This is a genomic window from Streptomyces sp. NPDC058985 (genome assembly GCF_042740985.1).
In the GTDB taxonomy this organism is placed as follows: Bacteria; Actinomycetota; Actinomycetes; order Streptomycetales; family Streptomycetaceae; genus Streptomyces.
Map to the genome: position 1 here is coordinate 52,189 of NZ_JBHYJX010000024.1, position 24,472 is coordinate 76,660.

Annotated in this window: 21 protein-coding genes; 15 read left to right on the top strand and 6 right to left on the bottom strand. The window is 72.2% G+C overall.

What is annotated here, in order from left to right; genetic code table 11:
- The first annotated feature begins 60 nt into the window (after positions 1 to 60).
- From ACFW01_RS21630 to ACFW01_RS21655, 6 genes are all read left to right on the top strand, one after another.
- Positions 61 to 2,913, top strand: coding sequence for a DEAD/DEAH box helicase (locus ACFW01_RS21630; RefSeq protein ID WP_384505655.1), 2,853 nt, complete (start codon positions 61 to 63; stop codon positions 2,911 to 2,913).
- Positions 2,914 to 3,281: 368 nt separating this feature from the next.
- Entirely contained in the window at positions 3,282 to 4,904 is a 1,623-nt protein-coding gene (locus ACFW01_RS21635) for an ATP-binding protein (protein WP_234958383.1), read from the top strand.
- A gap of 26 nt (positions 4,905 to 4,930) precedes the next feature.
- A complete protein-coding gene (locus ACFW01_RS21640; protein WP_167308645.1) occupies positions 4,931 to 5,308 on the top strand; it encodes a roadblock/LC7 domain-containing protein in 378 nt (125 codons plus the stop codon).
- Positions 5,305 to 5,721 (top strand): DUF742 domain-containing protein, encoded by a 417-nt coding sequence (locus ACFW01_RS21645; RefSeq protein ID WP_234958382.1) that lies wholly within the window; start codon positions 5,305 to 5,307, stop codon positions 5,719 to 5,721. Before ACFW01_RS21640 ends, ACFW01_RS21645 begins: the two co-directional genes overlap by 4 nt.
- Positions 5,702 to 6,322, top strand: a complete 621-nt coding sequence (locus ACFW01_RS21650; protein WP_234958381.1) for an ATP/GTP-binding protein — start codon at positions 5,702 to 5,704, stop codon at positions 6,320 to 6,322. Before ACFW01_RS21645 ends, ACFW01_RS21650 begins: the two co-directional genes overlap by 20 nt.
- Positions 6,323 to 6,376: 54 nt before the next feature.
- Positions 6,377 to 7,873: a cytochrome P450 gene (locus ACFW01_RS21655; protein ID WP_234958380.1), complete on the top strand. Its 1,497-nt coding sequence runs from the start codon at positions 6,377 to 6,379 to the stop codon at positions 7,871 to 7,873.
- Here ACFW01_RS21655 and ACFW01_RS21660 read toward each other — a convergent pair.
- Complete coding sequence (locus tag ACFW01_RS21660) at positions 7,867 to 8,835, bottom strand: RluA family pseudouridine synthase (RefSeq protein ID WP_384505661.1); 969 nt, start codon at positions 8,833 to 8,835, stop codon at positions 7,867 to 7,869. The genes ACFW01_RS21655 and ACFW01_RS21660 overlap by 7 nt on opposite strands.
- 79 nt (positions 8,836 to 8,914) lie before the next feature.
- On the opposite strand from ACFW01_RS21660, the gene ACFW01_RS21665 reads away from it, so the two are divergent.
- Positions 8,915 to 9,496, top strand: a complete 582-nt coding sequence (locus ACFW01_RS21665) for a GNAT family N-acetyltransferase (protein ID WP_384505664.1) — start codon at positions 8,915 to 8,917, stop codon at positions 9,494 to 9,496.
- A 192-nt stretch (positions 9,497 to 9,688) separates the two neighbouring features.
- Here ACFW01_RS21665 and ACFW01_RS21670 read toward each other — a convergent pair whose 3' ends face one another.
- Both ACFW01_RS21670 and ACFW01_RS21675 read right to left on the bottom strand, forming a co-directional pair.
- On the bottom strand, positions 9,689 to 10,531 hold the full coding sequence (locus tag ACFW01_RS21670; RefSeq protein WP_384505667.1) for a siderophore-interacting protein: 843 nt from the start codon (positions 10,529 to 10,531) through the stop codon (positions 9,689 to 9,691).
- 177 nt (positions 10,532 to 10,708) lie between these two features.
- The gene (locus ACFW01_RS21675; RefSeq protein WP_234958415.1) at positions 10,709 to 11,614 is read right to left on the bottom strand and encodes a 5'-3' exonuclease; all 906 of its coding nucleotides are present in this window, start codon (positions 11,612 to 11,614) and stop codon (positions 10,709 to 10,711) included.
- A gap of 193 nt (positions 11,615 to 11,807) precedes the next feature.
- Here ACFW01_RS21675 and ACFW01_RS21680 point away from each other — a divergent pair, with 193 nt between their 5' ends.
- The 4 genes from ACFW01_RS21680 (at position 11,808) to ACFW01_RS21695 (ending at position 17,203) form a co-directional block, all read left to right on the top strand.
- Positions 11,808 to 12,896, top strand: a complete 1,089-nt coding sequence (locus tag ACFW01_RS21680) for a glycine betaine/L-proline ABC transporter ATP-binding protein (protein WP_234958376.1) — start codon at positions 11,808 to 11,810, stop codon at positions 12,894 to 12,896.
- On the top strand, positions 12,889 to 15,501 hold the full coding sequence (locus ACFW01_RS21685) for an ABC transporter permease/substrate binding protein (protein ID WP_234958375.1): 2,613 nt from the start codon (positions 12,889 to 12,891) through the stop codon (positions 15,499 to 15,501). Before ACFW01_RS21680 ends, ACFW01_RS21685 begins: the two co-directional genes overlap by 8 nt.
- A 410-nt stretch (positions 15,502 to 15,911) precedes the next feature.
- A complete protein-coding gene (locus ACFW01_RS21690; RefSeq protein WP_064727011.1) occupies positions 15,912 to 16,481 on the top strand; it encodes a helix-turn-helix domain-containing protein in 570 nt (189 codons plus the stop codon).
- Complete coding sequence (locus ACFW01_RS21695; RefSeq protein ID WP_234958374.1) at positions 16,478 to 17,203, top strand: helical backbone metal receptor; 726 nt, start codon at positions 16,478 to 16,480, stop codon at positions 17,201 to 17,203. The genes ACFW01_RS21690 and ACFW01_RS21695 overlap by 4 nt, the downstream gene beginning before the upstream one ends.
- Here the strand turns inward: ACFW01_RS21695 and ACFW01_RS21700 are convergent.
- Positions 17,130 to 18,287: a TDT family transporter gene (locus tag ACFW01_RS21700; protein ID WP_234958373.1), complete on the bottom strand. Its 1,158-nt coding sequence runs from the start codon at positions 18,285 to 18,287 to the stop codon at positions 17,130 to 17,132. The two genes, ACFW01_RS21695 and ACFW01_RS21700, sit on opposite strands and share 74 nt — an antisense overlap.
- A gap of 70 nt (positions 18,288 to 18,357) precedes the next feature.
- Between ACFW01_RS21700 and ACFW01_RS21705 the strand changes: the two genes are divergently transcribed.
- On the top strand, positions 18,358 to 19,305 hold the full coding sequence (locus tag ACFW01_RS21705) for a LysR family transcriptional regulator (RefSeq protein ID WP_234958372.1): 948 nt from the start codon (positions 18,358 to 18,360) through the stop codon (positions 19,303 to 19,305).
- A 27-nt stretch (positions 19,306 to 19,332) separates the two neighbouring features.
- On the opposite strand, the gene ACFW01_RS21710 is transcribed toward ACFW01_RS21705, so the two are convergent.
- Both ACFW01_RS21710 and ACFW01_RS21715 read right to left on the bottom strand, forming a co-directional pair.
- The gene (locus ACFW01_RS21710) at positions 19,333 to 20,028 is read right to left on the bottom strand and encodes a gamma-glutamyl-gamma-aminobutyrate hydrolase family protein (protein WP_234958414.1); all 696 of its coding nucleotides are present in this window, start codon (positions 20,026 to 20,028) and stop codon (positions 19,333 to 19,335) included.
- Positions 20,029 to 20,103: 75 nt separating this feature from the next.
- On the bottom strand, positions 20,104 to 20,838 hold the full coding sequence (locus ACFW01_RS21715) for a FadR/GntR family transcriptional regulator (protein WP_384505674.1): 735 nt from the start codon (positions 20,836 to 20,838) through the stop codon (positions 20,104 to 20,106).
- Positions 20,839 to 20,911: 73 nt separating this feature from the next.
- On the opposite strand from ACFW01_RS21715, the gene ACFW01_RS21720 reads away from it, so the two are divergent.
- The 3 genes from ACFW01_RS21720 to ACFW01_RS21730 are packed head-to-tail and all read left to right on the top strand — an operon-like array spanning position 20,912 to position 24,472.
- A complete protein-coding gene (locus tag ACFW01_RS21720; RefSeq protein WP_384505677.1) occupies positions 20,912 to 22,276 on the top strand; it encodes a glutamine synthetase family protein in 1,365 nt (454 codons plus the stop codon).
- Between the two features lie 7 nt (positions 22,277 to 22,283).
- Complete coding sequence (locus tag ACFW01_RS21725) at positions 22,284 to 23,693, top strand: aldehyde dehydrogenase family protein (protein WP_384505680.1); 1,410 nt, start codon at positions 22,284 to 22,286, stop codon at positions 23,691 to 23,693.
- Positions 23,690 to 24,472 (top strand): 3-oxoacyl-ACP reductase, encoded by a 783-nt coding sequence (locus ACFW01_RS21730; RefSeq protein WP_384505683.1) that lies wholly within the window; start codon positions 23,690 to 23,692, stop codon positions 24,470 to 24,472. The genes ACFW01_RS21725 and ACFW01_RS21730 overlap by 4 nt, the downstream gene beginning before the upstream one ends.

Here is a 24,472-nt window from a genome sequence, read left to right on the forward strand (position 1 = left end):
CGGGGCGGTGACGGCGGACGTCGCCGCCCCCACGGAACCCCCACAGGGCCGTTCCCGATAATGATCGTCCTGTTGTCAGTGCGGCCCGGTACGCTCGAAAGCACGATGACAGAGGATCTCTCACCGGCCGAGCGGTACGCGGCAGCCCGTCAGCGCGCTGTCGAGCAGGCCACCGCGCTCGCCTCCTTCCGCGAGATGTACGACTTCGGCCTCGACCCCTTCCAGATCGAGGCCTGTCAGGCCCTCGAGGCGGGCAAGGGCGTGCTGGTGGCCGCGCCCACGGGTTCCGGCAAGACGATCGTCGGCGAGTTCGCCGTCCACCTCGCCCTCCAGCAGGGCAAGAAGTGCTTCTACACGACACCCATCAAGGCGCTGTCGAACCAGAAGTACGCCGACCTGTGCCGCCGCTACGGCACGGACCGCGTCGGCCTCCTCACCGGTGACAACAGCGTGAACTCTGAGGCCCCGGTCGTCGTCATGACCACCGAGGTCCTGCGGAACATGCTGTATGCGGGCTCCCAGACCCTCCTCGGCCTCGGGTACGTGGTCATGGACGAGGTGCACTACCTCTCCGACCGCTTCCGCGGCGCCGTGTGGGAGGAGGTGATCATCCACCTCCCCGAGTCCGTGACCCTGGTGTCACTGTCGGCGACCGTGTCCAACGCGGAGGAGTTCGGCGACTGGCTCGACACCGTCCGCGGCGACACCCAGGTGATCGTCTCCGAGCACCGGCCCGTGCCGCTGTTCCAGCACGTGCTCGCCGGGCGCCGGATGTACGACCTGTTCGAGGAGGGCGAGGGCCGCAAGAGAGCCGTCAACCCGGACCTCACGCGCATGGCGCGCATGGAGGCGAGCCGCCCGTCCTACCAGGACCGCAGGCGCGGCCGCGCCATGAAGGAGGCCGACCGGGAGCGCGAGCGCCGGCAGCGCTCCCGGGTGTGGACGCCCAGCCGCCCCGAGGTCATCGAACGGCTCGACTCCGAGGGACTGCTGCCGGCGATCACCTTCATCTTCAGCCGCGCCGCCTGCGAGGCCGCCGTCCAGCAGTGCCTCTACGCCGGCCTGCGGCTCAACGACGAGGACGCGCGGGACAGAGTGCGCGCCCTCGTGGAGGAGCGCACCGCCTCCATCCCGACCGAGGACCTGCACGTCCTGGGGTACTACGAGTGGCTGGAAGGCCTGGAGCGCGGCGTCGCCGCCCACCACGCGGGCATGCTGCCGACGTTCAAGGAGGTCGTCGAGGAGCTGTTCGTGCGCGGACTGGTGAAGGCCGTCTTCGCCACCGAGACCCTCGCCCTCGGCATCAACATGCCCGCCCGCTCGGTGGTGCTGGAGAAGCTCGTCAAGTGGAACGGCGAACAGCACGCCGACATCACCCCCGGCGAGTTCACCCAGCTCACCGGCCGCGCAGGCCGGCGCGGCATCGACGTCGAGGGCCACGCCGTGGTGCTGTGGCAGCGCGGCATGAACCCCGAGCACCTCGCGGGACTGGCCGGCACCCGCACCTACCCGCTGCGCTCCAGCTTCCGGCCGTCGTACAACATGGCCGTCAACCTGGTCGAGCAGTTCGGCCGGCACCGCTCGCGGGAGCTGCTGGAGACCTCCTTCGCGCAGTTCCAGGCGGACAAGTCGGTCGTGGGCATCTCCCGGCAGGTGCAGCGCAACGAGGAGGGCCTGGAGGGCTACCAGGCCTCCATGACCTGCCACCTCGGCGACTTCGAGGAGTACGCGCGCCTGCGCCGCGAGCTGAAGGACCGGGAGACCGAGCTGGCCCGGCAGGGCGCCAACCAGCGGCGCGCCGAGGCCGCCGTGGCGCTGGAGAAGCTGAAGCCGGGCGACGTCATCCACGTGCCGACGGGCAAGTACGCGGGCCTCGCCCTGGTGCTGGACCCGGGCCTGCCCGCCGGCCGGTCCAACGGCCACCGCGGCTTCGAGCACCACGACGGCCCCCGCCCGCTGGTGCTGACCGCCGAGCGGCAGGTCAAGCGGCTGGCGTCGATGGACTTCCCGGTGCCGGTCGAGGCGCTGGAGCGGATGCGCATCCCGAAGTCCTTCAACGCGCGCTCGCCCCAGTCCCGCCGCGACCTCGCCTCCGCGCTGCGTACCAAGGCCGGTCACATCCCGCCGGAGCGGGCCCGCAAGAAGCGCTCCCAGGCCGCCGACGACCGGGAGATCGCCCGGCTGCGCAAGGCCATCCGCGCCCACCCCTGCCACGGCTGCGACGACCGCGAGGACCACGCCCGCTGGGCCGAGCGCTACCACCGGCTGCTGCGCGACACCTCGCAGCTGGAGCGCCGGATCGAGGGCCGGACGAACACCATCGCCCGCACCTTCGACCGGATCGTCGCGCTGCTGACCGAGCTGGACTACCTGCGTGGCGACGAGGTCACCGAGCACGGCAAGCGCCTCGCCCGGCTCTACGGTGAGCTGGACCTGCTCGCCAGCGAATGCCTGCGCGAGGGCGTCTGGGAAGGACTCTCCCCGGCCGAACTGGCCGCCTGCGTCTCGGCGCTGGTCTACGAGTCCCGGGTCGCCGACGACGCGATGGCGCCGAAGGTGCCCTCGGGCAAGGCCAAGGCCGCGCTCGGCGAGACGGTCCGCATCTGGGGCCGCCTCGACGCCCTGGAGGAGGACTTCCGGATCAGCCAGACCGAGGGCGTGGGCCAGCGCGAGCCCGACCTCGGCTTCGCCTGGGCGGCGTACATGTGGGCGTCCGGCAAGGGCCTCGACGAGGTGCTCCGTGAGGCGGAGATGCCGGCGGGCGACTTCGTGCGCTGGTGCAAGCAGGTCATCGACGTCCTCGGCCAGATCGCGGCCGCCGCACCCGCCCAGGGCTCCACGGTCCCGAAGAACGCGCGCAAGGCGGTCGAGGAGCTGCTGCGCGGAGTGGTCGCCTACTCGTCCGTGGGCTAGCCCGGACGGACGGCACACGACGCAGGCCCGGCGGGAGACCGCCGGGCCTGCGCGCGTTCGCGGGGCAGTCCGGCACCTTTCCCCCATCACGGTGAGTGAATTTCGTACATCCGAACATGCTCACGGATCGTGTTCGAATGATTCCCCGCCGTGCAAAAGTGCCGACCTTACTCCAGCCCCGAGGCCCGTTTCAGGCGGTTGCTGAATATGACACGGCGATGATCCGCTCGGACTAAGCTCGCCCGCAGCGCACCGAGTTGAGGTGTAATCGCGCGCTTGTTCCCTATGCGTCGATGATCCCGACAGCTCCCAGGCATACCCCGTCGGGGGCTCCCCCATCCCAGCCGATTCGTTTTCAGAGGGCCTACATGGTGAGTGTTGATTCCCCTCCAGGTCGCCGTGAACTTCCCTACGCGCGAACGCTGTTGCTGCCGGCCATACTGATGGCCGCGGCCACCGGGGCCGCCGTCGCCCTCGTGACGGAACCGGCCCGGCTCGCCGTCGGCCTGTGCGGTGCCGTCGCCACCCTGCTGGTGGTCTCCGCGGCGGCCGAAGCGGTACGCCGCGGCCGTGCGCTGCGGGCCGAGCGCGCTGCGCACGCCCGTCACAGCGCGTATCTGGAACACCGGGCGGCGAGCCACCACGAGGAGATGGTCGAGCTCGGCAGCGTCGTGCTGCCCGACGTGCTGCACTTCATGCGCAGGGGGAACACGCCCTCGGAGGTGATGCGCCGCCTCGGCGAGGTGAACCCCGCCTACGCCGAACTCGGCGAGCCCCAGCGCCGGCTGATCCACATGGTCTGCGAGATCGTCGACCACCAGGACTCCATGCGCGAGTCCGCGGAGCGCTCCTTCGTCGACATCGCCCGCCGCGTCCAGGCGATCGTCCACCAGCAGAACAAGGAACTGCGCGAGATGGAGGAGGACCACGGGCGCAACCCCGAGGTCTTCGACGACCTCCTGCGCATCGACCACGGCACCTCGCTGATCGGCCGCCTCGCCGACTCCATCTCCGTGATCGGCGGCGGCCGGCCCGGACGCCAGTGGCCCGAGCCGGTCGCCCTCTACAGCGTGCTGCGCGGCGCCATGTCCCGGATCCTGGAGTACCGCCGGATCAACCTGGCCTCCATCGCCAAGGTCAACATCAAGGGCACCGCGGTCGAACCGGTCATCCACGCCGCGGCGGAGCTGCTCGACAACGCCACCCGCTACTCACCGCCCGCGTCCAAGGTGCACGTCACCGCGACCGAGGTGCAGAGCGGTGTCTGCATCGAGATCGAGGACGCCGGCGTCAGCCTCAGCGAGGAGTCCCGCGCCCGCATCGAGGGCCTGCTGGAGCAGGCCAAGCGCGGCACCGACGTGCAGGACCTCGCCCATCACCCGCGCCTGGGCCTGTCCGTCGTCGGCCGGCTGTGCACGCAGTTCGGCATGGACGTCTCGCTGCGCGCCTCCGCGTACGGCGGAGTCCGCGCCATCCTCATCGTGCCGAGCAAGATGATGACCACCGAGCCCGGCGTCGGTCTCGCCCACGGCATCGGCGCGACCTCGATCCCCACCCCCGGCCCGGACGCGCTGCCCGGACCGCAGCGCAAGCCCAAGAAGCGCCGCCCCACCAGCCCGCGCATCCCGGCCGGCGTCTCCATGGAGGACGACGTCCCCGAGGTCACCGAGTGGACGGCGGGCGGCCTGCCGCAGCGCCGCAGCCGGGTCAAGATGCCGCTCAGCCAGCGCCTCGCCGAACAGGCGGTCTGGGAGCGCGAGGACGCCGAGCGCGAGGCCCGCCTGGCCGCCGAACGCGCCCGCAACGGCATCCCGGCGCCCGCGGAGCCCGAGCCCGCGCAGCACAAGGACCAGGGTCTCCCGCCGGGGCACTTCATCGGCGCCTTCTGGGAGGGCCTCAAGCAGCACCCGGGCCTCACCCAGGCCCACCAGCAGTCCAGCAGTGACGAGCCGGCCCACGCCCCGGCAGACGACGAGGGGAACCTCAAGTGATCGAGCAGCAAGGCAAGTTCGACTGGATGCTCCGGGACCTCTACGACGGCGTCCCGGGCATCGAGATGATCGTCGTGCTCTCCGCCGACGGCCTGCGCATCGCCCGCTACTCGGGGGACCCCGACGCCGCCGACCGGGTCGCCGCCGCCTGCGCGGGCCTGCAGAGCCTGGCGAGCGCCGTCAGCCAGGAGATCCCCACCAGCGACGGCGACATGAAGATGGTGCTCATCGAGATGAACGGCGGCTACTTCTACCTGATGGCCGCCGGCCCCAACGCCTACCTCGCCGTGCTCTCCGACGTCCGCTGCGAACCCGGCCGGATGGGCCTGAGCATGGCCGACCTGGTCGCGCGCATCGGCCCCCATCTCACCAGTCCCGCGCGGCGCAACGGGCAGACCGTATGACTCCTCCCCAACGCCAGAGGCGAACTCCCGGACCGGACGGGCCCGCCGGGTCACCCGGCCCCGCCCCGCCCGGCAAAGAGGGCGAGATCCGCAACCCCGAGCGGCTCTTCGTCATCGGCGGCGAGGGCAACGGCGAGCGCGCCGACATCGACCTGGTCACCCTGATCGTGGCCCGCGCGGACCCCCCGGTCTCCGCCACCCCGGAACAGGCCGCCCTGCTGCGGCTGTGTGCCGCCCCCCTGTCCGTAGCCGAGCTGTCGGCCTACCTGAGCCTGCCCTTCAGTGTGGTGACCGTGCTGCTCACCGACCTGCTGGCGGCGGAACTGGTGCAGGCCCGCGCCTCGATCGTCCGCCAGAAGGTGGCCGACCGGAACCTCCTCGAAGCGGTGATGCATGGACTTCAAAAACTCTGACACGGTCCCCGGCCCACGCACCGAGGACCGGCTGCCGCAAACGGCCGAGGCGGCCGTGAAGATCGTCATCGTGGGCGGCTTCGGCGTCGGCAAGACCACGATGGTCGGCTCGGTCAGCGAGATCAGACCGCTGACCACCGAGGAGACGATGACCCAGGCAGGCATCGGCGTCGACGACAACTACGGCTCCGCCTCCAAGACCGCCACCACGGTCGCCATGGACTTCGGCCGCATCAGCATCACCGACCAACTGGTGCTGTACCTCTTCGGCACACCCGGCCAGGAACGCTTCTGGTTCCTGTGGAACGGCCTGTTCGAGGGCGCCCTCGGCGCGGTCGTCCTGGTCGACACCCGCCGCCTGGAGGTCAGCTTCGACGTCATGGGGCGCCTGGAGGAGCGCGGCGTGCCCTTCGTGGTCGCCGTCAACACCTTCCCCGACGCGCCCCGTTACCCCGTCGCGGAGCTGAGGACCGCGCTCGACCTGCCCGAGGAGATCCCCATCCTCGACTGCGACGTACGGCGCCGCGCCTCCAGCCGCGACGTCCTGATGACCCTGATGCGCTTCCTGCACTCCCTCGCCATGAAGGGCGCGCTCACCTGACCGCGCCCGGACGACCCACCCCCTTGACCCACACTTCTGCTGCGGAGCGAGACTGTGACGCCTGAACGCCACTCACCGACCGGAACGGGCGACCCCCTCCTCGACCCACCCCCCGGCTGCCCCGCGCACGGCCTCGGGCCGGGCGGACTGCACCGGCTGCACGAGGCGGACGACCTGGAGGAGCTGTACGAGAACCTGCGCGAGCGGCACGGGCCGGTGGCGCCCGCGCTGCTCCACGACGACGTACCCGTGTGGGTGGTCCTCGGACACGCCGAGAACCTGCACATGGTGAGCACCCCCGCCCAGTTCTGCCGCGACAGCCGGATCTGGAACCCGCTCAACGAGGGCATGGTCAAACCCGACCACCCGCTGATGCCGCACATCGCCTGGCAGCCCATCTGCTCGCACGCCGAGGGCGACGAGCACAAGCGGCTGCGCGGGGCGGTCACCAGCGCCATGTCCGACCTCGACTACCGGGAGCTGCGTCGGCACATCAAGCGGTACACCCAGCGCATCGTCAACCGGTTCTGCGAGGAGGGCCGCGCCGACCTCGTCGGACAGTTCGCCGAGCACCTGCCGATGGGCGTGATGTGCCACCTCCTCGGCATGCCCGACGAGTACAGCGACCGGATGGTGGAGGCGGCCCGCGACACCCTCAAGGGCACCGACACGGCGATCGCCAGCCACGCCTACGTCATGGAGGCGCTGGGACGGCTCACCGAGGCACGCCGGGCCAACCCGCGGGACGACATCGCCGGGCGCCTCGTCAACCACCCCGCCGGGCTCACCGACGACGAGGTCAGGGAGCACCTGCGGGTGGTGCTCCTGGCCGCCTACGAGGCGACCGTCAACCTCATCGGCAACGTGCTGCGCGTGGTGCTGACCGACCCCGGCTTCCGCGCCCAGCTCAGTGGCGGGCAGATGACGGTGCCGGAGGCGGTCGAGCAGTCGCTGTGGGACGAGCCGCCGTTCAGCACGGTGTTCGCCTACTTCGCCAAGCAGGAGACGGAACTGGGCGGGCAGCGCATCCGGGCCGGCGACGGACTGCTGCTGGGCATCGCGCCGGGCAACGTCGACCCGCGCATCCGCCCCGACCTCGACGCGAGCATGATGGGCAACCGCTCCCACCTCGCCTTCGGCGGCGGTCCGCACGAGTGCCCGGGGCAGGACATCGGGCGCGCCATCGCCGACGCGGGCATCGACGCGCTGCTGATGCGGCTGCCCGACGTGCAGCTCGCCTGCGACGAGGACGAACTGCGGTGGCGGTCCTCGATCGCCTCCCGGCACCTGGTGGAACTGCCGGTGCGGTTCGAGCCCAAGGAGCAGCAGGACATCATGCAGCAGCCGAGCCACGCGCCCGCCCCCGCCCGGCGCCCCGACTGGCACGTCGGTATCCCGAAACTGGAAGAGCGGACGCGGCCGCCGGTCCCCTCGTACCCGCCGCAGCCGGTGCCCGCGAACGCCGCGGCGCCCCAGCCGGTGCCGTTCCCCGAGCAGCCCCGGCCGCGCGGTGCCTGGCAGCGCTTCCTGCTCTGGTGGCGCGGCTACTGAGAGTCGGCCCACTCCTCGTACGCCGTCCACGCCCCGAGGGACCGTCCGCTGCGGAAGCGGTGCTCCCGCCCCGTGACCGGGTCGGTGAACGCCAGCTCCCGCGCCAGCAGTTGCAGCGGGCGCCGGAAGTCGCCGGTCGGCGCGGGGGCGGCCACCTCCGGGTAGAGGGGGTCGCCGAGGAGCGGCACGCCGAGGCTGTTCATGTGCACCCGCAGCTGGTGGGTCTGGCCGGTGCCGGGCACCAGCCGGTACTGCCCCAGCTCCGGACCCCCGCCCGGGGCCCGGTGCTGCGCGGCCAGTTCGACGCGGGTGACGGCGTTGGGCTCGCCCTCGATCTCGTGGGCGGCCAGGATCCCGCGTTCCTTGAGGATGCGGCTGCGCACGGTCCGGGGGAGGGCGAGCCCCGGGGCGTACGGGGCGACGGCCTCGTACTCCTTGCGCACCCGGCGTTCGCCGAACAGGCTCTGGTAAGCGCCGCGTTCCTCCGGGCGCACGATGAACAGGACCAGTCCCGCGGTGAGCCGGTCCAGGCGGTGCGCGGCACCGAGCGCGGGGAGGTCCAGCTCCCGGCGCAGCCTGGCCAGCGCGGTCTCGGTGACGTGGCCGCCGCGCGGGGTGGTGGCCAGGAAGTGGGGTTTGTCGGCGACGACGATGTGCGCGTCGCGGTACACGACCTCCAGCGGGAAGGGAACCGGCACCTCGGCGGGCGTCTCGCGGTGGAACCACACGAACATCCCCGGCTCGTACGGCGCGTCCGCCGGCACCGCCCGGCCGTCCGCCGCGACGAACCGTCCGGCGGCGAACATGCCGTCGACGACGCCGGCGCCCGCGCCGGAGAGCCGCTCCGTCAGGTGCTCGCGCACCGTGGACCACGGGCCGTGCGCGGGCAGCCGCACCCGCATCGCGTCGATGCCGTCGCGCTGCGGCAGGGGCGAGGGCGGGGGAGGGGTGCGGCGTCTCATCACCGCCAGCCTACGAGGCGGCCGGCGACGCCGGAAAAACGCTGGGCCGCCGGTGCCGCCGCTTGGCAGGATGCCGGGCATGCCCTACCTGACACACCCGGTCCTCGCCGCAGGCACCCTCTCCGGCACCCCGCAGCCCACGCTCCCCACGGGGGACGGGCTGCTGCTGCGCCCGTGGCGCGACGAGGACGCACCCGCCGTCCACGCGGCCTTCCAGGACCCGCTGATGCACCAGTGGCACATCCGGACCTCCGACTCCGAGGACGAGGTGCGCGGCTGGATCGCCGACTGGCGGCAGGGCTGGGAGCGGGAGCGGAACGCCCAGTGGGCCGTCGTCGAGGAGGCCGGAGGTCTGCTGGTCGGCCGGGTCGCGCTGCGGCAGATGGTGTTCTGGGACGGGTTGGCCGAGGTCGCCTACTGGACCACCGCGGCCGCCCGCGGCCGGGGCGTCGCCGCCCGCGCCGCCCGGGCACTGGCCGCCTGGGCCCTGGACGAGGTCGGCTTCCAGCGCCTGGAACTCTCCCACGCGGTCGCCAACGAACCGTCCTGCCGGGTGGCCCACAAGGCGGGCTTCGCCCCGGAGGGCGTCAAGCGCAGGGCCCTGCTGCATCCGGACGGCTGGCACGACATGCATCTGCATGCGCGGGTGCGGGGGGACTGAGCGGGCGGAGGGCCTGCGCGCCGGTGTCACTTCGTCCGGGCGGCCGGTCCTGGCGGGCCTGCGGGGCGCGTTCAGGGCGGGCTTCGCCCGGGGAGCGCGTCGAGCGCAGGGCCCTGCTGCGTCCGGCGGCCGGCCCGACATGCATCTGCATGCGCGGTGCGCGGGGACTGAGCGGGCGGGTGGGGCGCCCGGCTAGGCCGCCGGCATGCCCTCCTGTTCGGCCTCGATGCGGGCGTTCCACTCGCGCTTCGAGGCCTGCCAGCCGTCCTCGTTGTGGCCGAGCCGCCAGTAGCCGGAGATCGACAGGTCCTCGCGGGAGATCTCCCGCTCCATCCGCAGATAGCGGCGCAGTTCCTTGACGCAGGCCGCCTCGCCGTGCACGAAGATGTGCGGGCGGCCCTCGGGGAGGTCCAGCGCGCGCACCGCCTCGACCAGGGCCTGGCCCACCGGACGGGTGCCGCGGTGCAGCCAGACGACCTCCACGTCGGAGTCGATCTTCTGCTCCTCCTGGGGCCCGTCGACCTCCACGAACGCGAAGGCGCGGGCGCCGTCGGGCAGCGCCTCCAGGGAGCGGGCGATCGCCGGCAGCGCGCTCTCGTCGCCGGCCAGCAGGTGCCAGTCGGCCGTCGGGTCGGGGGCGTAGGCGCCGCCCGGGCCCATGAAGTGGACGGTCTCGCCGGGCCGGACGCGCTTGGCCCAGGGGCCGGCCAGCCCCTCGTCGCCGTGGATGACGAAGTCCAGCGTCATCTCGAGGTGCGCGGCGTCCCAGTGGCGCACGGTGTACGTGCGGGTCACCGGCCACTGGTCGCGGGGGAACTCCTCGCGGATCCGGTCCACGTCGAAGGGCTCGGGATAGGTCACGCCCTCGGCGGCGAACAGCAGCTTCACGTAGTGGTCGGTACAGGTGTCCGCGGAGATCTCGGCCAGCCCCTCGCCGCCGAGCACCACACGCTGCATGTGCGGGGTCAGCCGCTCGGTCCGGACGACCTGTGCGGTGTGCGGCTTGCGCGGCTTGCGTGCCGGACGGTCTGCCATGACGGCCTCCCTGCTCACTGCGTGCGGATCACTTGGTTAGGTTCACCTAAGTTAGCATCCCCTTCCCGCTTCTCGCGTCACGAAGGGGAGATCCGCGACGTTCCGCACGCAGAGTACGACTTCCCCTCGTCCGGGAGCCGACGCGCCGCGCAGGCATTGTCTTCCGGCGCCGCACGCTCAGGCGGTGAGCGTCGTCAGCAGCCGGTGCAGCGATCCGCCCAGGCCCCAGCGCGTCGCGAGGGCGTCCAGCGCCGCGGCGTCGCGCGGTCCGCGCGGCAGCGCGGTGGCCACGTCCGGCAGCGGCACGTCGTCGGCGACCCGGACGACCTTCGGGGCGACGTCCAGATACGGGCCGGCCTCGGTGAGCCGCTTGCGCTGCGAGGGCGTGAGCTTCGCCTTCGGGTCGTCCACGGCGGCCCGGATGCCCGCCAGGTCCCCGAACTCGGCCAGCAGCTTGGCCGCCGTCTTCTCGCCGATGCCGGCCACACCGGGCAGACCGTCGCTCGGGTCGCCGCGCAGCAGCGCCAGATCGGCGTACCCGCGGCCGTCGACGCCGTACTTCTCGCGCAGTGCCGCCTCGTCGGTGAGGTTGAGGGTGCCCACGCCCTTGACCGGGTACAGCACGCGCACGCCCCGGGCGTCGTCGACGAGCTGGTAGAGGTCCCGGTCGCCGGTGACGATGTCCACCGGGCCCTTCGCCCGCGCGGTGTACGTGCCGATGACGTCGTCCGCCTCGTACCCGGCCGCGCCGACGCGGGCGATGCCGAGCGCGTCGAGGACGTCCTCGATGACCGGCACCTGCGGTGACAGCGTGTCGGGCACCTCCTCCTCGTCGGGGCCCGCGGGGCGCTCCTCGGCGACGCGGTGCGCCTTGTACGAGGGGATCAGCTCCACCCGCCAGTGCGGGCGCCAGTCGGCGTCCATGCAGGCGACCAGGTCGTCGGGCCGGTGGTCCTTCACCAGGCGGTCGATGAAGTCGAGCAGGCCGCGCACGGCGTTCACCGGCGTGCCGTCGGGGGCCCGCACCGAGTCCGGCACGCCGAAGTAGGCGCGGAAGTAGAGGGAGGCGGTGTCGAGAAGCATCAGTCGTCCGGTCACGCCTCGCATCATGCCGCAGAGCGTGTGGACGAACGAGGGACGACGTGTGAACTGGGTCACTCATGTGTTTGGCGCATAAGCATCGGGGCAGGCGCGCAGCCGGGTCGAAGCTGGTTGATGCATTCAACTGTTAGCGAGGCTTCACACCCTGTCCCTGCCCCCGATGCAAGAGGTAAGCGTGTCAGCCAGACTAGAAGCCGAGGGCCTGTTCAAGGTCTTCGGCAGGAAACCGGATCAGGCAGTCGAACGACTGCGCCAGGGGGACGTGCGGAAGGAACTGCACGCCGACGGCACCACGGCCGCCGTCATCGACGCGTCGTTCACCGTGGAGCCCGGCGAGATCTTCGTGGTCATGGGACTGTCCGGATCCGGCAAGTCCACGCTGCTGCGCATGCTCAACGGTCTGCTGGAGCCGACCGCCGGGCATGTCCGCTTCGGCGGTCAGGACCTCACCGAGATCGGCGAGCGCAAGCTGCGCGACGTCCGCTCCAAGAGCATCAGCATGGTCTTCCAGCACTTCGCGCTCTTCCCGCACCGCAGCGTCCGTGACAACGCTGCCTACGGTCTCGAAGTGCAGGGCGTGCCCCGCGCCGAGCGCGAACGCCGCGCCGACGAGGCGCTCGCCCTGTGCGGCCTGGCCGGCTGGGAGAAGTCCTGGCCCGACGAGCTGTCCGGCGGTATGCAGCAGCGTGTCGGCCTGGCCCGCGCGCTCGCCACGGACGCCGATCTGCTGCTGATGGACGAGTCCTTCAGCGCCCTGGACCCGCTGATCCGCCGTGACATGCAGGACCAGCTGCTGGAACTCCAGAAGACCCTGAAGAAGACCATCGTCTTCATCACGCACGACCTCAACGAGGCCATGCGCCTGGGCGACCGCATCGCCGTGATGCGCGACGGCCGGATCGTCCAGATAGGCACCGCGCAGGACATCCTGATACGTCCCGCCAACGACTACGTCGCCTCCTTCACCCAGGACGTCGACCGCTCCCGCGTGCTGACCACGGCCGCCGTGATGGAGACCGACGTGCGTGGTGACGAGGCCGACTGCGACTGCGAGACGGCCACGCCCGAGACGTCGTTCACCGACCTGTGCGCGATCAGCGCCCGCACCCCGCACCCCGTCGCGGTCGTCGACGGCGACGGCGAGCTGGTCGGCGTCGTCCCCACCCGCCGCCTCGTCGGCTTCATCGGGGACGAGCAGGCCGAGCCCGGCACCTGCGACAGCCCGGGCGACCAGGGTCCGGAGAAGGTGATGGCCCGTGCCTAGGATCCCGCTCGGCGACTGGGTCAACAGCACCGTCGACTGGCTGCTCGAACACGTCGCGTGGCTCTTCGACTTCCTGAAGACCATCTTCACCGGCACCTACGACGGCATCAACGCCGTCCTCCAGGCGCCCGAACCGCTGCTCCTCGCCGGTATCTTCGCGGTCATCGCCTTCTGGCTGCGCGGCACGCTCGCCGGTGTGCTCACCTTCCTGGGATTCGCGTTCATCGACTCCATGGAGTTGTGGGAGAACGCGATGATCACCCTGTCGCTGGTGCTCGTCGCCACGATCATCGCCCTCGTGGTGGCGGTGCCCGTCGGCATCTGGGCGGCCCGTTCCGACCGGGTCAGCGGTCTCGTCCGGCCCGTGCTGGACTTCATGCAGACGCTGCCCGCGATGATCTACCTCATCCCGGCCATCCTGTTCTTCGGCACCGGTGCCTCCGCCGGCATCGTGGCCACCCTGATCTTCGCGCTCGCCCCGGGCGTGCGCATGACCGAGCTGGGCATCCGCCAGGTCGACAAGGAACTGGTCGAGGCCGCCGAGGCCTTCGGCACCACCCCCCGCAACACCCTGCTGCGCGTCCAGCTCCCGCTGGCCCTGCCGACGGTGATGGCGGGCGTCAACCAGGTCATCATGCTCGGCCTGTCCATGGCCGCGATCGCCGGCATGGTCGGCACCGGCGGCCTCGGCGGCGACGTCAACGAGGCCATCGGCCAGCTGAACGTCGGTCTCGGCTCCGAGTCCGGCGTGGCCATCGTGATCCTCGCGATCTACCTGGACCGCATGACCAGCGCGCTCGGCACCCAGGTGTCGCCGCTCGGCCGCCGCGCCGCCGCCAAGGCCCGCAACATGGGCGGCCTGAAGATCTGGTCCTACCGTCCCCGCCCGCAGGTCGCCGTCATCGGCGTCGTGATCCTCGGCCTGGTGGCCGGCGGCATGGGCGTGTTCGGCGGCTCCGGCGACACCGAGAACGTCGCGAGCGGCAAGAACGTCGGCCAGGGCAAGAAGGTCACCCTCGGCTACGTGCCGTGGGACGAGGGCGTCGCCTCCACGTTCCTGTGGAAGGAGATCCTCGAACAGCGCGGCTACGAGGTCGAGGCCAAGCAGTTCGACGCCGGACCGCTCTACACCTCGCTGGCGCAGGGCGGCATCGACATCGTCACCAACTCCTGGCTGCCGACCACCCACGCCCAGTACTGGAAGAAGTACGGCGACCGGCTCGACGACCTCGGCTCCTGGTACGACAACACGTCGCTGGAGCTGACCGTCCCGGCGTACATGAAGGACATCAACACGCTGGCCGACCTCAAGGGCAAGGCCGACCTCTTCGACGGCAAGATCACCGGCATCGAGTCCAGCGCCGGCGAGATGGCCCTGCTGAAGGACAAGGTCTCCAAGGAGTACGGCCTCGACAAGGAGTACAAGGTCGTCGACAGCTCCACGCCGGCGATGCTGGCCGAGCTGAAGCGGGCGATGAGCAAGAAGGAACCGATCGTCGTCACGCTCTGGTCCCCGCACTGGGCGTACAACGACCTCGACCTGAAGAAGCTCAAGGACCCCAAGGGCGCCTGGGGCAAGGGCGACGGCGTGCACACGCTCTCCCGCAAGGGCTTCGCGGACGACGACCCGACCGCCGCCAAGTGGATGAAGGACTTCAAGCTGGACGAGAAGCAGCTCACCAGCCTGGAGGCCGAGATCAACAAGGCCGGCAAGGGCAAGCAGCAGGACGCCGTCCGCACCTGGCTGAAGAGCAACCCGGACCTCGTCGACAAGCTCGCCCCGGTCGAGGGCGCCGCCGGCGCCACCCCGGCCGAGGCGAAGCGGACCCTGGACGTGGCCTGGTTCCCCTGGGAGGAGGACGTCGCTGTCACCTACCTGTGGAAGAACGTCCTGGAGCGCCGCGGCTACAAGATGAACCTGAAGCAGATGGACGTCGGCCCGGTCTACACCGGCCTGGCCTCCGGCGACCTGGACCTCAACTTCGACGCCTGGCTGCCGTACGCCCAGAAGAACTACTGGGAGAAGAACAAGGACAACCTCACCGACCTCGGCACCTGGTACGAGCCGACCTCCCTGGAGATCGCCGTCCCCTCGTACGTGAAGGACGTCAAGTCCCTCGCGGACCTCAAGGGCAAGGCCGACCTCTTCGACGGGAAGATCATCGGCATCGAGCCCGGCACCGGTGAGATGCAGCTCGCCAAGGACGAGGTGCTGCCGGGCTACGGCCTGGAGGACGAGTACAAGATCGTGGACGGCTCCACCCCGGCCATGCTGGCCGAGCTGAAGCGCGCCTACGCCAAGAAGGAGCCGGTCGCGGTCACCCTGTGGTCCCCGCACTGGGCGTACAGCGACTACGAGCTGACCAAGCTGAAGGACCCGAAGAAGGCCTTCGGCGAGGGCAACACGATCCGCACCATCTCCAGCAAGAAGTTCCCCGAGCAGTACCCGCAGCTCACCAAGTGGATCAAGGACTTCCACATGAGCGAGGACGAGCTGGGCACGCTGGAGGCCGAGATCAAGGACCGCGGTCAGGGCCATGAGGAGGAAGCCGTCGCGGCCTGGCTGAAGGAGCACCCGGACATGGTGGGCCGGATGACCCCGTAGCAGTACCGCACACCGGTCACCCCGAGGGGTGGGCCCGGCAGCGCCGCCTGAACAGCGCGCTGCCGGGTCCACCCCTCGGGTCGTGTCGGCCGGGGACACGGTAAGGATTTGGACAACCACGGAGCGCCAACCCCCTGCCTGAGCATCGCCTCGCCGGGACGGGAGGGGCTGGCGGGAACACGCGGGGCCGTCCACGCCTTGAACCGGTAGGACGTCCGGCACGTGGGACGGAGCGGCCTGTGCGTGGCGAGAACTGTGAGGTCCAGGCCACCGCACCGTGACATCGATGTGACGGCCGCATGAAACGGTTTGCCGAACATGCGTAGGGTGCAGAGAACTCATCAGGAGGACGGCGACCCGGAACGGGCACCGCGGCGGCACGACGACGGGTGAAGGAGGGAGCCGGAGCGATGGGCGACCACAAGGATCAGCACCTCCGGGTCGGCGCGGCCGTGCGGCGCCGGCGCCGCTCCCTCGACCTGACGCTCGCCGTGGTGTCCGAGCGCAGCGGCCTGTCCGTGCCCTTCCTCAGCCAGATCGAGAACGACCGGGCGCGGCCCAGCCAGAGCTCCCTGGAGAAGGTGGCCGACGCCCTGCGCACCACCGCCGTGGAGCTGCTCGCCGCCGCCGACCCCGCGTGCAGCGTCGACGTGGTCCGCGACGAGGACCCCGACCCCGAGCTGGCCCCCAAGGTGCGCTCGCTGGTGCGCGGGCACCACCAGATGCACGCCTCCGAGTTCACCGGCGACCATGACGTGGGCCGGGAACTCCAGTACCGCAACGACCAGTTGATGTTCGTCGCCGAAGGCGCCGTGGAGATCGAGGCCGAGGGCCGCGCCTACCGGCTGGGCCGGGGCGACACGCTGTACCTCACGGGCGGCGTGCGGCACCGGTGGCGGGCCACGGTGCCCGACACGCGGCTGGTCGTGGTCGCCGTCGCCGAGCACATCGAGGCGGTCCGGGAGGGGCCCCGCCGGTGAGGGTGGTCTCCCTCGTGCCCTCCCTGACCGAGGCGGTGGCCCGCACCCTCCCCGGTGTCCTCGCCGGTGCCACCGACTGGTGCACCCACCCGGCCGGGCTCGACGCCGTACGCGTCGGCGGCACCAAGAACCCGAAGACCGACCGGATCGTCGCCCTCGCCCCCGACCTGGTGATCGCCAACGAGGAGGAGAACCGCGCCCCCGACCTGGACGCCCTGCGCGAGGCGGGCGTCGGGGTGCTGGTGACCGAGGTGCGCACCGTGCCGCAGGCGTGGACCGAGCTGGACCGCGTGCTGACCGCCTGCGGTGCCCCCTCCCGGCCCCGGTGGCTCGACGAGGCGGAGGCGGCCTGGTCCGCGCTGCCGTCCCCGCCGCCCGGGGAGCGCCGCACCGCCGTGGTGCCGATCTGGCGCAGGCCCTGGATGGTGCTGGGCCGCGACACCTTCGCCGGCGACGTGCTCTCCCGCCTGGGCGTCGACCACCTCTACGCGTCCCACCCCGAGCGGTATCCGAAGATCCCCGTCGAGGACCTGCGGGCGGCCCGCCCGGACGTCGTGGTCCTGCCGGACGAGCCGTACCGCTTCACCGCCGACGACGGCCCGGAGGCGTTCCCCGGTCTGTCCTGCGCCCTCGTCGACGGGCGGTACCTCACGTGGTACGGGCCGTCACTGGCCGAGGCGCCCCGGGCACTGGCTGCTCCCCTGCGAGCAGCACACCGCTGAACAGGCCGCGCGTCGTGTGCACGGCGGCGACCGCCCAGGCCGTGACCAGCACGGCGCACAGGACGACCGTGAGCCCGTCGTAGACGACGAGCCCGGTGTGCCGGGCCAGGGCCTGCGCGCCGGTGACACACGTGCCCACCGGGAAGGTGAACGACCACCACGTCATCGAGAAGCCCATGCCCTCGCGCCGCGCCCGCACCACGTGCGCGGTGGCCAGACACAGCCACATCAGCGCGAAGCCCGTCACCGGCACGCCGTAGAGCACGGCGAACACCCCGAAGCCCTCGGCGTACGGCGCCGGAACGACACCCGGGGCCACGTCCGCGAACTGGCCCACGGCGGTCGTCGACTGCCCGAGCGGGCCCAGGACCAGGAACAGCGACGGGGTGATCGCGAGCGGCAGCGGGCCTCCGGTGAGCAGCCGGCCGAAGATCACCGGCAGGGTCACCAGGGTCGCGAGCAGGCTCACGCCGAACAGCGCGACGCAGGCGAGCAGCAGCGTCTCGCGGGGCTGTCCCGGCGGGAGGTGCGGGACCAGCAGCGGACCGACGGCCGCCGACACCATGGGCGCGACCAGCGGCAGCAGCCACACCGGGCTGGCCTGCCCCGGCTCCACCCGGTGCCGTACGGCCATCAGGTACGGCACGGCGACCGCCGCCGCGAGCCCGACGACCGTACCGGCGGTGAAGAGCACGGCGTCCAACGCGACCGCGGCCGAGGTGCCGATCCAGTCCCGGCCGACCGTCAGGGCGCCGCCGCCGACGGCCAGCAGGGCCATCGACAGGCAGCCGTAGAACGGGGCCGCGGCCGGGTCGAGCAGATGCGCGCGGGCCTGGTCCCGGTGGTGGTGCCAGTGCAGGGAACGGGCCACGAGCAGCGCCGCGAGGAGGACGAGGGACAGGGCCCAGAACGCGGTGCACACGGGGCGCAGCCCGGGTATGCGCCCCGGCAGCGCGGCTCCGGCGCCGCCTACGATGGCGGTGCCCATGACGCAGGCGTACCAGTTGGGCCCGAGATGGCGGACGGCGGGGACGCGCCGGGCGGGGGCCGCGGCGGGGGAGTGGGGCTGGGCGACGGTGACCATGCGTCCACGATCATCGCGGCCGGAGCCGCTGACCAGGGACCATGCCTCTATGAGGGCATAAGCTGGGGTTATGAGCAGGAGCAGTGCGGAGGGTGAGCAGGCCGGTCAGGGCGGTCAGGGCGTGCCGGGTTCGCTGGCGCACCGGGTCCCGGACCTCGGCGCGATGGAGCTGCTGCTGGCGGTGGCCCGGCTGGGCAGCCTGGGCGGCGCCGCGCGCGAGCTGGGCATCACGCAGCCGGCCGCCAGCAGCCGCGTCCGGTCGATGGAGCGGCAGCTGGGGGTAGCGCTGGTGGACCGTTCGCCCCGCGGCTCCCGGCTGACCGACGCGGGCGTGCTGGTCACGGACTGGGCGCGGCGGATCGTCGAGGCCGCCGAGGCGTTCGACGCGGGCGCGCAGGCGCTGCGGGACCGGCGGGACTCGCGGCTGCGGGTGGCGGCGAGCATGACGATCGCCGAGTACCTGCTGCCGGGCTGGCTGGTCGCCCTGCGCACCCAGCTGCCCGACACGGCGGTCTCCCTGCTCGCCGGGAACTCGGCGACGGTGGCGGCACGACTGCTGGCCGACGAGGCCGACCTCGGGTTCGTGGAGGGCGTCAGCGTCCCCGCCGGCCTGGACTCCGCGGTCATCGCCCACGACCGCCTCATCGTCGTCACCGCGCCGGGCCACCCCTGGGCCCGCCGCCGGCGCCCGCTGGCGGCCTCGGAACTGGCGGCGACCCCGCTGATCCTGCGCGAGAAGGGCTCGGGCACCCGGCAGGTCCTGGACGCGGCCCTGGGCGGCCTGGCCCGCCCCCTGATCGAGCTGTCGTCCACCACGGCCGTGAAGGCGGCGGCGGTGAGCGGCGCCGGCCCCTCCGTCCTCAGCGAACTCGCGGTGGGCGAGGAACTGACCACCCGCCGCCTGGTGAGCGTCCCCCTCGCGGACGTCACCCTCGCCCGCGACCTGCGGGCGGTGTGGCCCACGGGGCACCGGCCGACGGGTCCGGCCCGGCAACTGCTGTCGCTGACGCGGGTGTAGGGGGCTCGGTGTGTCCGCCCCCGGTGCTCAGGAGGGCCGGGCCGCCGCCTCCACCAGAGCCCGCATCACCCGTACGTCCTCGCCCATCTCCGGGTGCCACTGCACGCCCAGGACCCAGCCGGGCGCGGACGGGAGTTCCAGGGCCTCCACCGTGCCGTCCGCCGCGTGGGCCGACGCGGCGAGGCCGGTGCCGAGGCGGTCCACCGCCTGGTGGTGGTAGGTCGGGACGAAGCTCTCCTCGGGGACCACACCGGCGTACAGCGTGCCCGGTACCGGCGTGACCGGGTGACCGCCGAAGGCGCCCACCACCTCGGCGTGGCCCTCGATGTGCTGGACGAGGGTGCCGCCCAGGGCGACGTTGAGGAGCTGCATGCCGCGGCAGACGCCCAGCAGCGGGACGTGCGCGGCCAGGGCCGCCTCGATGAGGGCCAGCTCCCACGTGTCCCGGGCGCGCGCGGGCGGGCCGGTGCGCGGATCGGGGGCCGCGCCGTAGCGGACCGGCTCCACGTCCGGGCCGCCCGCGATCACCAGCCCGTCGAGGCGGGCGAGCGTCGCCGCGGCGTGCTCCGGCGCGTCCGGCGGCAGCATCACGGCCAGGCCGCCCGCCCGCTGCACCAGCCGCGGATACCCGGCGGGCAGCAGCGCCGCCTCCAGTTCCCACACGCCCCAGCGCGCCCCGGTCTCCAAGTAGGTGCTGACGCCGATCAGCGGCCTGTCCGTCACCATCCGAGCCCTCCGCCTCCCGCTATGGACCGTCCTCATACCTTTGCCCGCGTGGGACCCGCCCGCGCGGCACACTCACGTCAGGAACCCCCGCAGCAGCGCCGCCGTCCCCGCGCAGTGCTCCCGCGCGATCGCGCGGGCCGCGTCCGCGTCCCCGTCGAGCACGGCCTCCACCAGCGCCGTGTGCTGCCGCTGCGAGTGCTCCAGGTTGCGCACCAGCAGCGGGATGCAGTCCAGCAGGTCGTTCAGGGTGGCCCGGACGGCCGCGTACTGCGCCGCGAGGGCCGTCGACCCGCACAGCTCCGCCAGGGTGAGGTGCAGCCTCGTGTCCAGCCGCCGGTACGCCGCCAGCGGTGCGTCCCGCGTCGCGGCCAGCGACTCGCGCAGTCGCGCCGCCTCACCGTCCGTCAGCCCGTGCACCGCGCACAGCCCGGCCGCACCCACCTCCAGCACCTCACGGAAGCGCAGCACGTCCTCGATGTCGGCCCCGGCCACCCGGCGCCGCAGTTCGTCCTCGCCGCCGGCGTCCGCACGCGGCAGCACGAAGGTGCCGCCGTACCGCCCGCGCCGGGCCTCCACCAGGCCCTGGTCCTGGAGCACCCGCAGCACCTCCCGCAGGGTCACCCGGCTGATCCCGAGCCGCTCCGCCAGCTCCCGCTCGGCCGGCAGCCGCTCACCCCCGGACACCAGGCCCAGCCTGACCACCTGAAGGATCTGCTCCAGCGCCTCCTCGAAGCCGTTGCCCGCCCGCACCGGCCGCAACACCGGTGCGAGCCGGTCCGTCACGCTCCCCCCGGTTTCCTCCGGCATGCGGCCGCGCCCCCTTCCCAACCAATGGTTCCCGGCAATACCTTATGGCTCCCGGCCAAAGGAGGCTCTCCCCGTGCCAGACCGCACACCCCCGCTCGGGGTCGAGGCACTGCACGCCCTCGTCGCCGCCGGTGACATCGACACCGTCGTCCTGGCCTTCCCCGACATGCAGGGCCGCCTCCAGGGCAAGCGGTTCGCGGCCCGCTTCTTCCTCGACGAGGTCCTGGCACACGGCACCGAGGGCTGCAACTACCTCCTCGCCGTCGACGCCGACATGAACACCGTGGACGGCTACGCGATGTCCTCCTGGGACCGCGGCTACGGCGACTTCGCCATGCACGCCGACCTGGCCACCCTGCGCCGCCTGCCGTGGAACGAGGGCACCGCGATGGCCGTAGCCGACCTCGCCTGGGAGGACGGCACGCCGGTGCTCGCCGCGCCCCGCCAGATCCTGCGCCGCCAGCTCGAACGCCTCGCCGGCCACGGCCTGACCGCGCGGGCCGGCACCGAGCTGGAGTTCATCGTCTTCCGGGACACCTACGAACAGGCCTGGGACGCGAACTACCGCGGCCTGACCCCGGCCAACCAGTACAACATCGACTACTCGGTGCTCGGCACCGGCCGCGTCGAACCCCTGCTGCGCCGCATCCGCAACGAGATGGCGGGCGCCGGGCTCACCGTCGAGTCCGCCAAGGGCGAGTGCAACCCCGGCCAGCACGAGATCGTCTTCCGCTACGACGACGCCCTGGTCACCTGCGACCAGCACGCGGTCTACAAGACGGGCGCCAAGGAGATCGCCGCCCAGGAGGGCATGTCCCTCACCTTCATGGCCAAGTACAACGAGCGCGAGGGCAACTCCTGCCACATCCACCTCTCCCTCGCCGACGAGGACGGCGCCGCCGTCATGGCCGGCGACGAAGAGGGCGGCATGTCCGGGGTCATGCGGCACTTCCTCGCCGGACAACTCGTGGCCCTGCGCGAGTTCTCCCTCCTCTACGCCCCCCACATCAACTCCTACAAGCGCTTCCAGCCCGGATCCTTCGCGCCCACCGCGGTCGCCTGGGGACACGACAACCGCACCTGCGCCCTGCGCGTCGTCGGCCACGGACGCTCCCTGCGCTTCGAGAACCGGCTGCCCGGCGGCGACGTCAACCCGTACCTGGCGGTGGCGGGCATGGTGGCGGCCGGACTGCACGGCCTCGAACAGCGTCTTGAACTGCCCGAACCCTGCGCGGGCAACGCCTACACCGCTGACTACGCCCACGTCCCCACCACCCTGCGCGAGGCCGCCGAGCTGTGGGAGAACAGCACGCTCGCCAAGGCCGCCTTCGGCGACGAGGTCGTCGACCACTACCGCAACATGGCGCGCGTCGAGACCGACGCCCACGACGCCGCCGTCACGGACTGGGAACTGCGCCGCTCCTTCGAACGCATGTGAGGCACCGTTGTCCGAGTCGCACGACACGTCCGGCGAACTCCGCGTACTGAACCCCGCCACCGAAGAGGTCGTCGCCACCGTCCCCGCCGCCTCCGCGGCCGACGTCGACGCCGCCGTCGTACGGGCCGCCCGGGCACAGACCGCCTGGGCCGCCCTCGCCCCCGGCGACCGGGCCCGGCTGCTGCGCCGCTTCGCCGATACGGTCGACGAGCACCTGGAGGAGCTGGCCCGGCTGGAGGTCCGCGAGGCCGGGCACACCATCGGCAACGCCCGCTGGGAGGCCGGCAACGTCCGCGACCTGCTCGACTACGCCGCCGGGGGAGTGGAGCGGCTCACCGGACGCCAGATCCCGGTGCCCGGCGGCCTGGACGTGACGATCCTCGAACCGCTCGGCGTCGTGGGCGTCATCGCCCCCTGGAACTTCCCGATGCCGATCGCCGCCTGGGGCACGGCACCGGCGCTCGCGGCGGGCAATGCCGTCCTCCTCAAGCCCGCCGAGACGACCCCGCTGACCGCGCTGCGGCTCGCCGAACTCGCCCTGGACGCGGGGCTGCCCGAGGGGCTGTTCCAGGTGCTGCCCGGACACGGGCCGGTCGCGGGCGACGCGCTGGTGGAGCACCCCGGCGTGGCGAAGATCGTCTTCACCGGGTCCACGGCCGTGGGCAGGCGGGTGGCCGCCAGGGGAGCCGCGCTCCTCAAGCCCGTCACCCTCGAACTCGGCGGCAAGAGCCCCAACATCGTCTTCGCCGACGCCGACGTGGAGGCCGCCGCGGCCGCCACCCCCATGTCCTTCCTCGACAACTCCGGCCAGGACTGCTGCGCCCGCACCCGCATCCTCGTCCAGCGCCCGGTGTACGACCGCTTCCTCGCCCTCCTGGCCCCGGCGATCGACTCCGTCAGGGTCGGCGACCCGGCCGACGAGAGCACCGACATGGGCCCCCTGATCTCCCGCGCCCAACTGGACCGCGTCCGCTCCTACGTCCCCGACGGCATCGACGGCATCCGCGGCAAGGCCCCCGAGGGCGGCCCCGGCTTCTGGTTCCCGCCCACGGTCCTCACCGGCGCCGGCCCGGACGCCCGGGTGGCCGTCGAGGAGGTCTTCGGGCCCGTCGCCGTCGTGCTGCCCTTCGAGGACGAGGCCGACGCGGTCCGCCTGGCCAACGCCACGGACTACGGCCTGTCCGGCTCACTGTGGACGCGGGAAGTCGGCCGCGCCCTGCGCGTCTCGGCCGCGGTCCGCGCCGGGAACCTGTCCGTCAACTCCCACGCCAGCGTCCGCTACTGGACCCCGTTCGGCGGCTTCAAGCAGTCCGGGCTCGGGCGCGAACTCGGCCCGGACGCGCTGACCGCGTTCACCGAGACCAAGAACGTCTTCATCAGCACCGCCTCGTCGAGCACGGAGGGCCCCGCACAGTGAGCGAAGAGATCGTCTGCCGCAGGCTTGCCGGCCGTACCGCCGTCGTCACCGGAGCCGGCAGCGGCATCGGCCTCGCGACCGTCCGCCGGCTGGCGTCCGAGGGCGCGCACGTCGTCTGCGGGGACGTCGACGAGACCCGGGGCAAGGCGGCGGCCGAGGAGGTCGGCGGGACCTTCGTCATGGTCGACGTCACCGACCCCGAGCAGGTCGAGGCGCTGTTCGGTACCGCCTACGACACCTACGGCAGCGTCGACGTCGCGTTCAACAACGCGGGCATCTCACCGCCCGACGACGACTCGATCCTGGAGACCGGCCTGGAGGCGTGGAAGCGCGTCCAGGAGGTCAATCTCACCTCCGTCTACCTGTGCTGCAAGGCCGCCATCCCCTACATGCGGCGCCAGGGCCGGGGGTCCATCATCAACACCGCGTCCTTCGTGGCGCGGATGGGCGCGGCCACCTCCCAGATCTCGTACACGGCGTCCAAGGGCGGCGTCCTCGCCATGTCCCGCGAACTGGGCGTCCAGTTCGCCCGGGAGGGCATCCGCGTCAACGCGCTCTGCCCGGGCCCGGTCAACACCCCGCTCCTCCAGGAGCTGTTCGCCAAGGACCCCGAGCGGGCCGCCCGCCGCCTGGTGCACATTCCGGTCGGGCGGTTCGCCGAGGCCGACGAGATCGCCGCCGCCGTCGCCTTCCTGGCCAGCGACGACTCCTCCTTCGTGAACGCCACCGACTTCCTGGTGGACGGCGGGATCTCCGGGGCGTACGTCACACCGCTGTAG

Bases quoted from the DNA above. Each gene is read 5' to 3' on its own strand.
- ACFW01_RS21660 (WP_384505661.1), bottom strand. From the start codon at position 8,835: ATGAGACGCCGCACCCCTCCCCCGCCCTCGCCCCTGCCGCAGCGCGAC.
- ACFW01_RS21670 (WP_384505667.1), bottom strand. From the start codon at position 10,531: ATGGCAGACCGTCCGGCACGCAAGCCGCGCAAGCCGCACACCGCACAG.
- ACFW01_RS21665 (WP_384505664.1), top strand. From the start codon at position 8,915: ATGCCCTACCTGACACACCCGGTCCTCGCCGCAGGCACCCTCTCCGGC.
- ACFW01_RS21675 (WP_234958415.1), bottom strand. From the start codon at position 11,614: ATGCTTCTCGACACCGCCTCCCTCTACTTCCGCGCCTACTTCGGCGTG.
- ACFW01_RS21640 (WP_167308645.1), top strand. From the start codon at position 4,931: ATGCTCCGGGACCTCTACGACGGCGTCCCGGGCATCGAGATGATCGTC.
- ACFW01_RS21705 (WP_234958372.1), top strand. From the start codon at position 18,358: ATGAGCAGGAGCAGTGCGGAGGGTGAGCAGGCCGGTCAGGGCGGTCAG.
- ACFW01_RS21630 (WP_384505655.1), top strand. From the start codon at position 61: ATGATCGTCCTGTTGTCAGTGCGGCCCGGTACGCTCGAAAGCACGATG.
- ACFW01_RS21715 (WP_384505674.1), bottom strand. From the start codon at position 20,838: ATGCCGGAGGAAACCGGGGGGAGCGTGACGGACCGGCTCGCACCGGTG.
- ACFW01_RS21690 (WP_064727011.1), top strand. From the start codon at position 15,912: ATGGGCGACCACAAGGATCAGCACCTCCGGGTCGGCGCGGCCGTGCGG.
- ACFW01_RS21650 (WP_234958381.1), top strand. From the start codon at position 5,702: ATGGACTTCAAAAACTCTGACACGGTCCCCGGCCCACGCACCGAGGAC.
- ACFW01_RS21645 (WP_234958382.1), top strand. From the start codon at position 5,305: ATGACTCCTCCCCAACGCCAGAGGCGAACTCCCGGACCGGACGGGCCC.
- ACFW01_RS21635 (WP_234958383.1), top strand. From the start codon at position 3,282: ATGGTGAGTGTTGATTCCCCTCCAGGTCGCCGTGAACTTCCCTACGCG.
- ACFW01_RS21700 (WP_234958373.1), bottom strand. From the start codon at position 18,287: ATGGTCACCGTCGCCCAGCCCCACTCCCCCGCCGCGGCCCCCGCCCGG.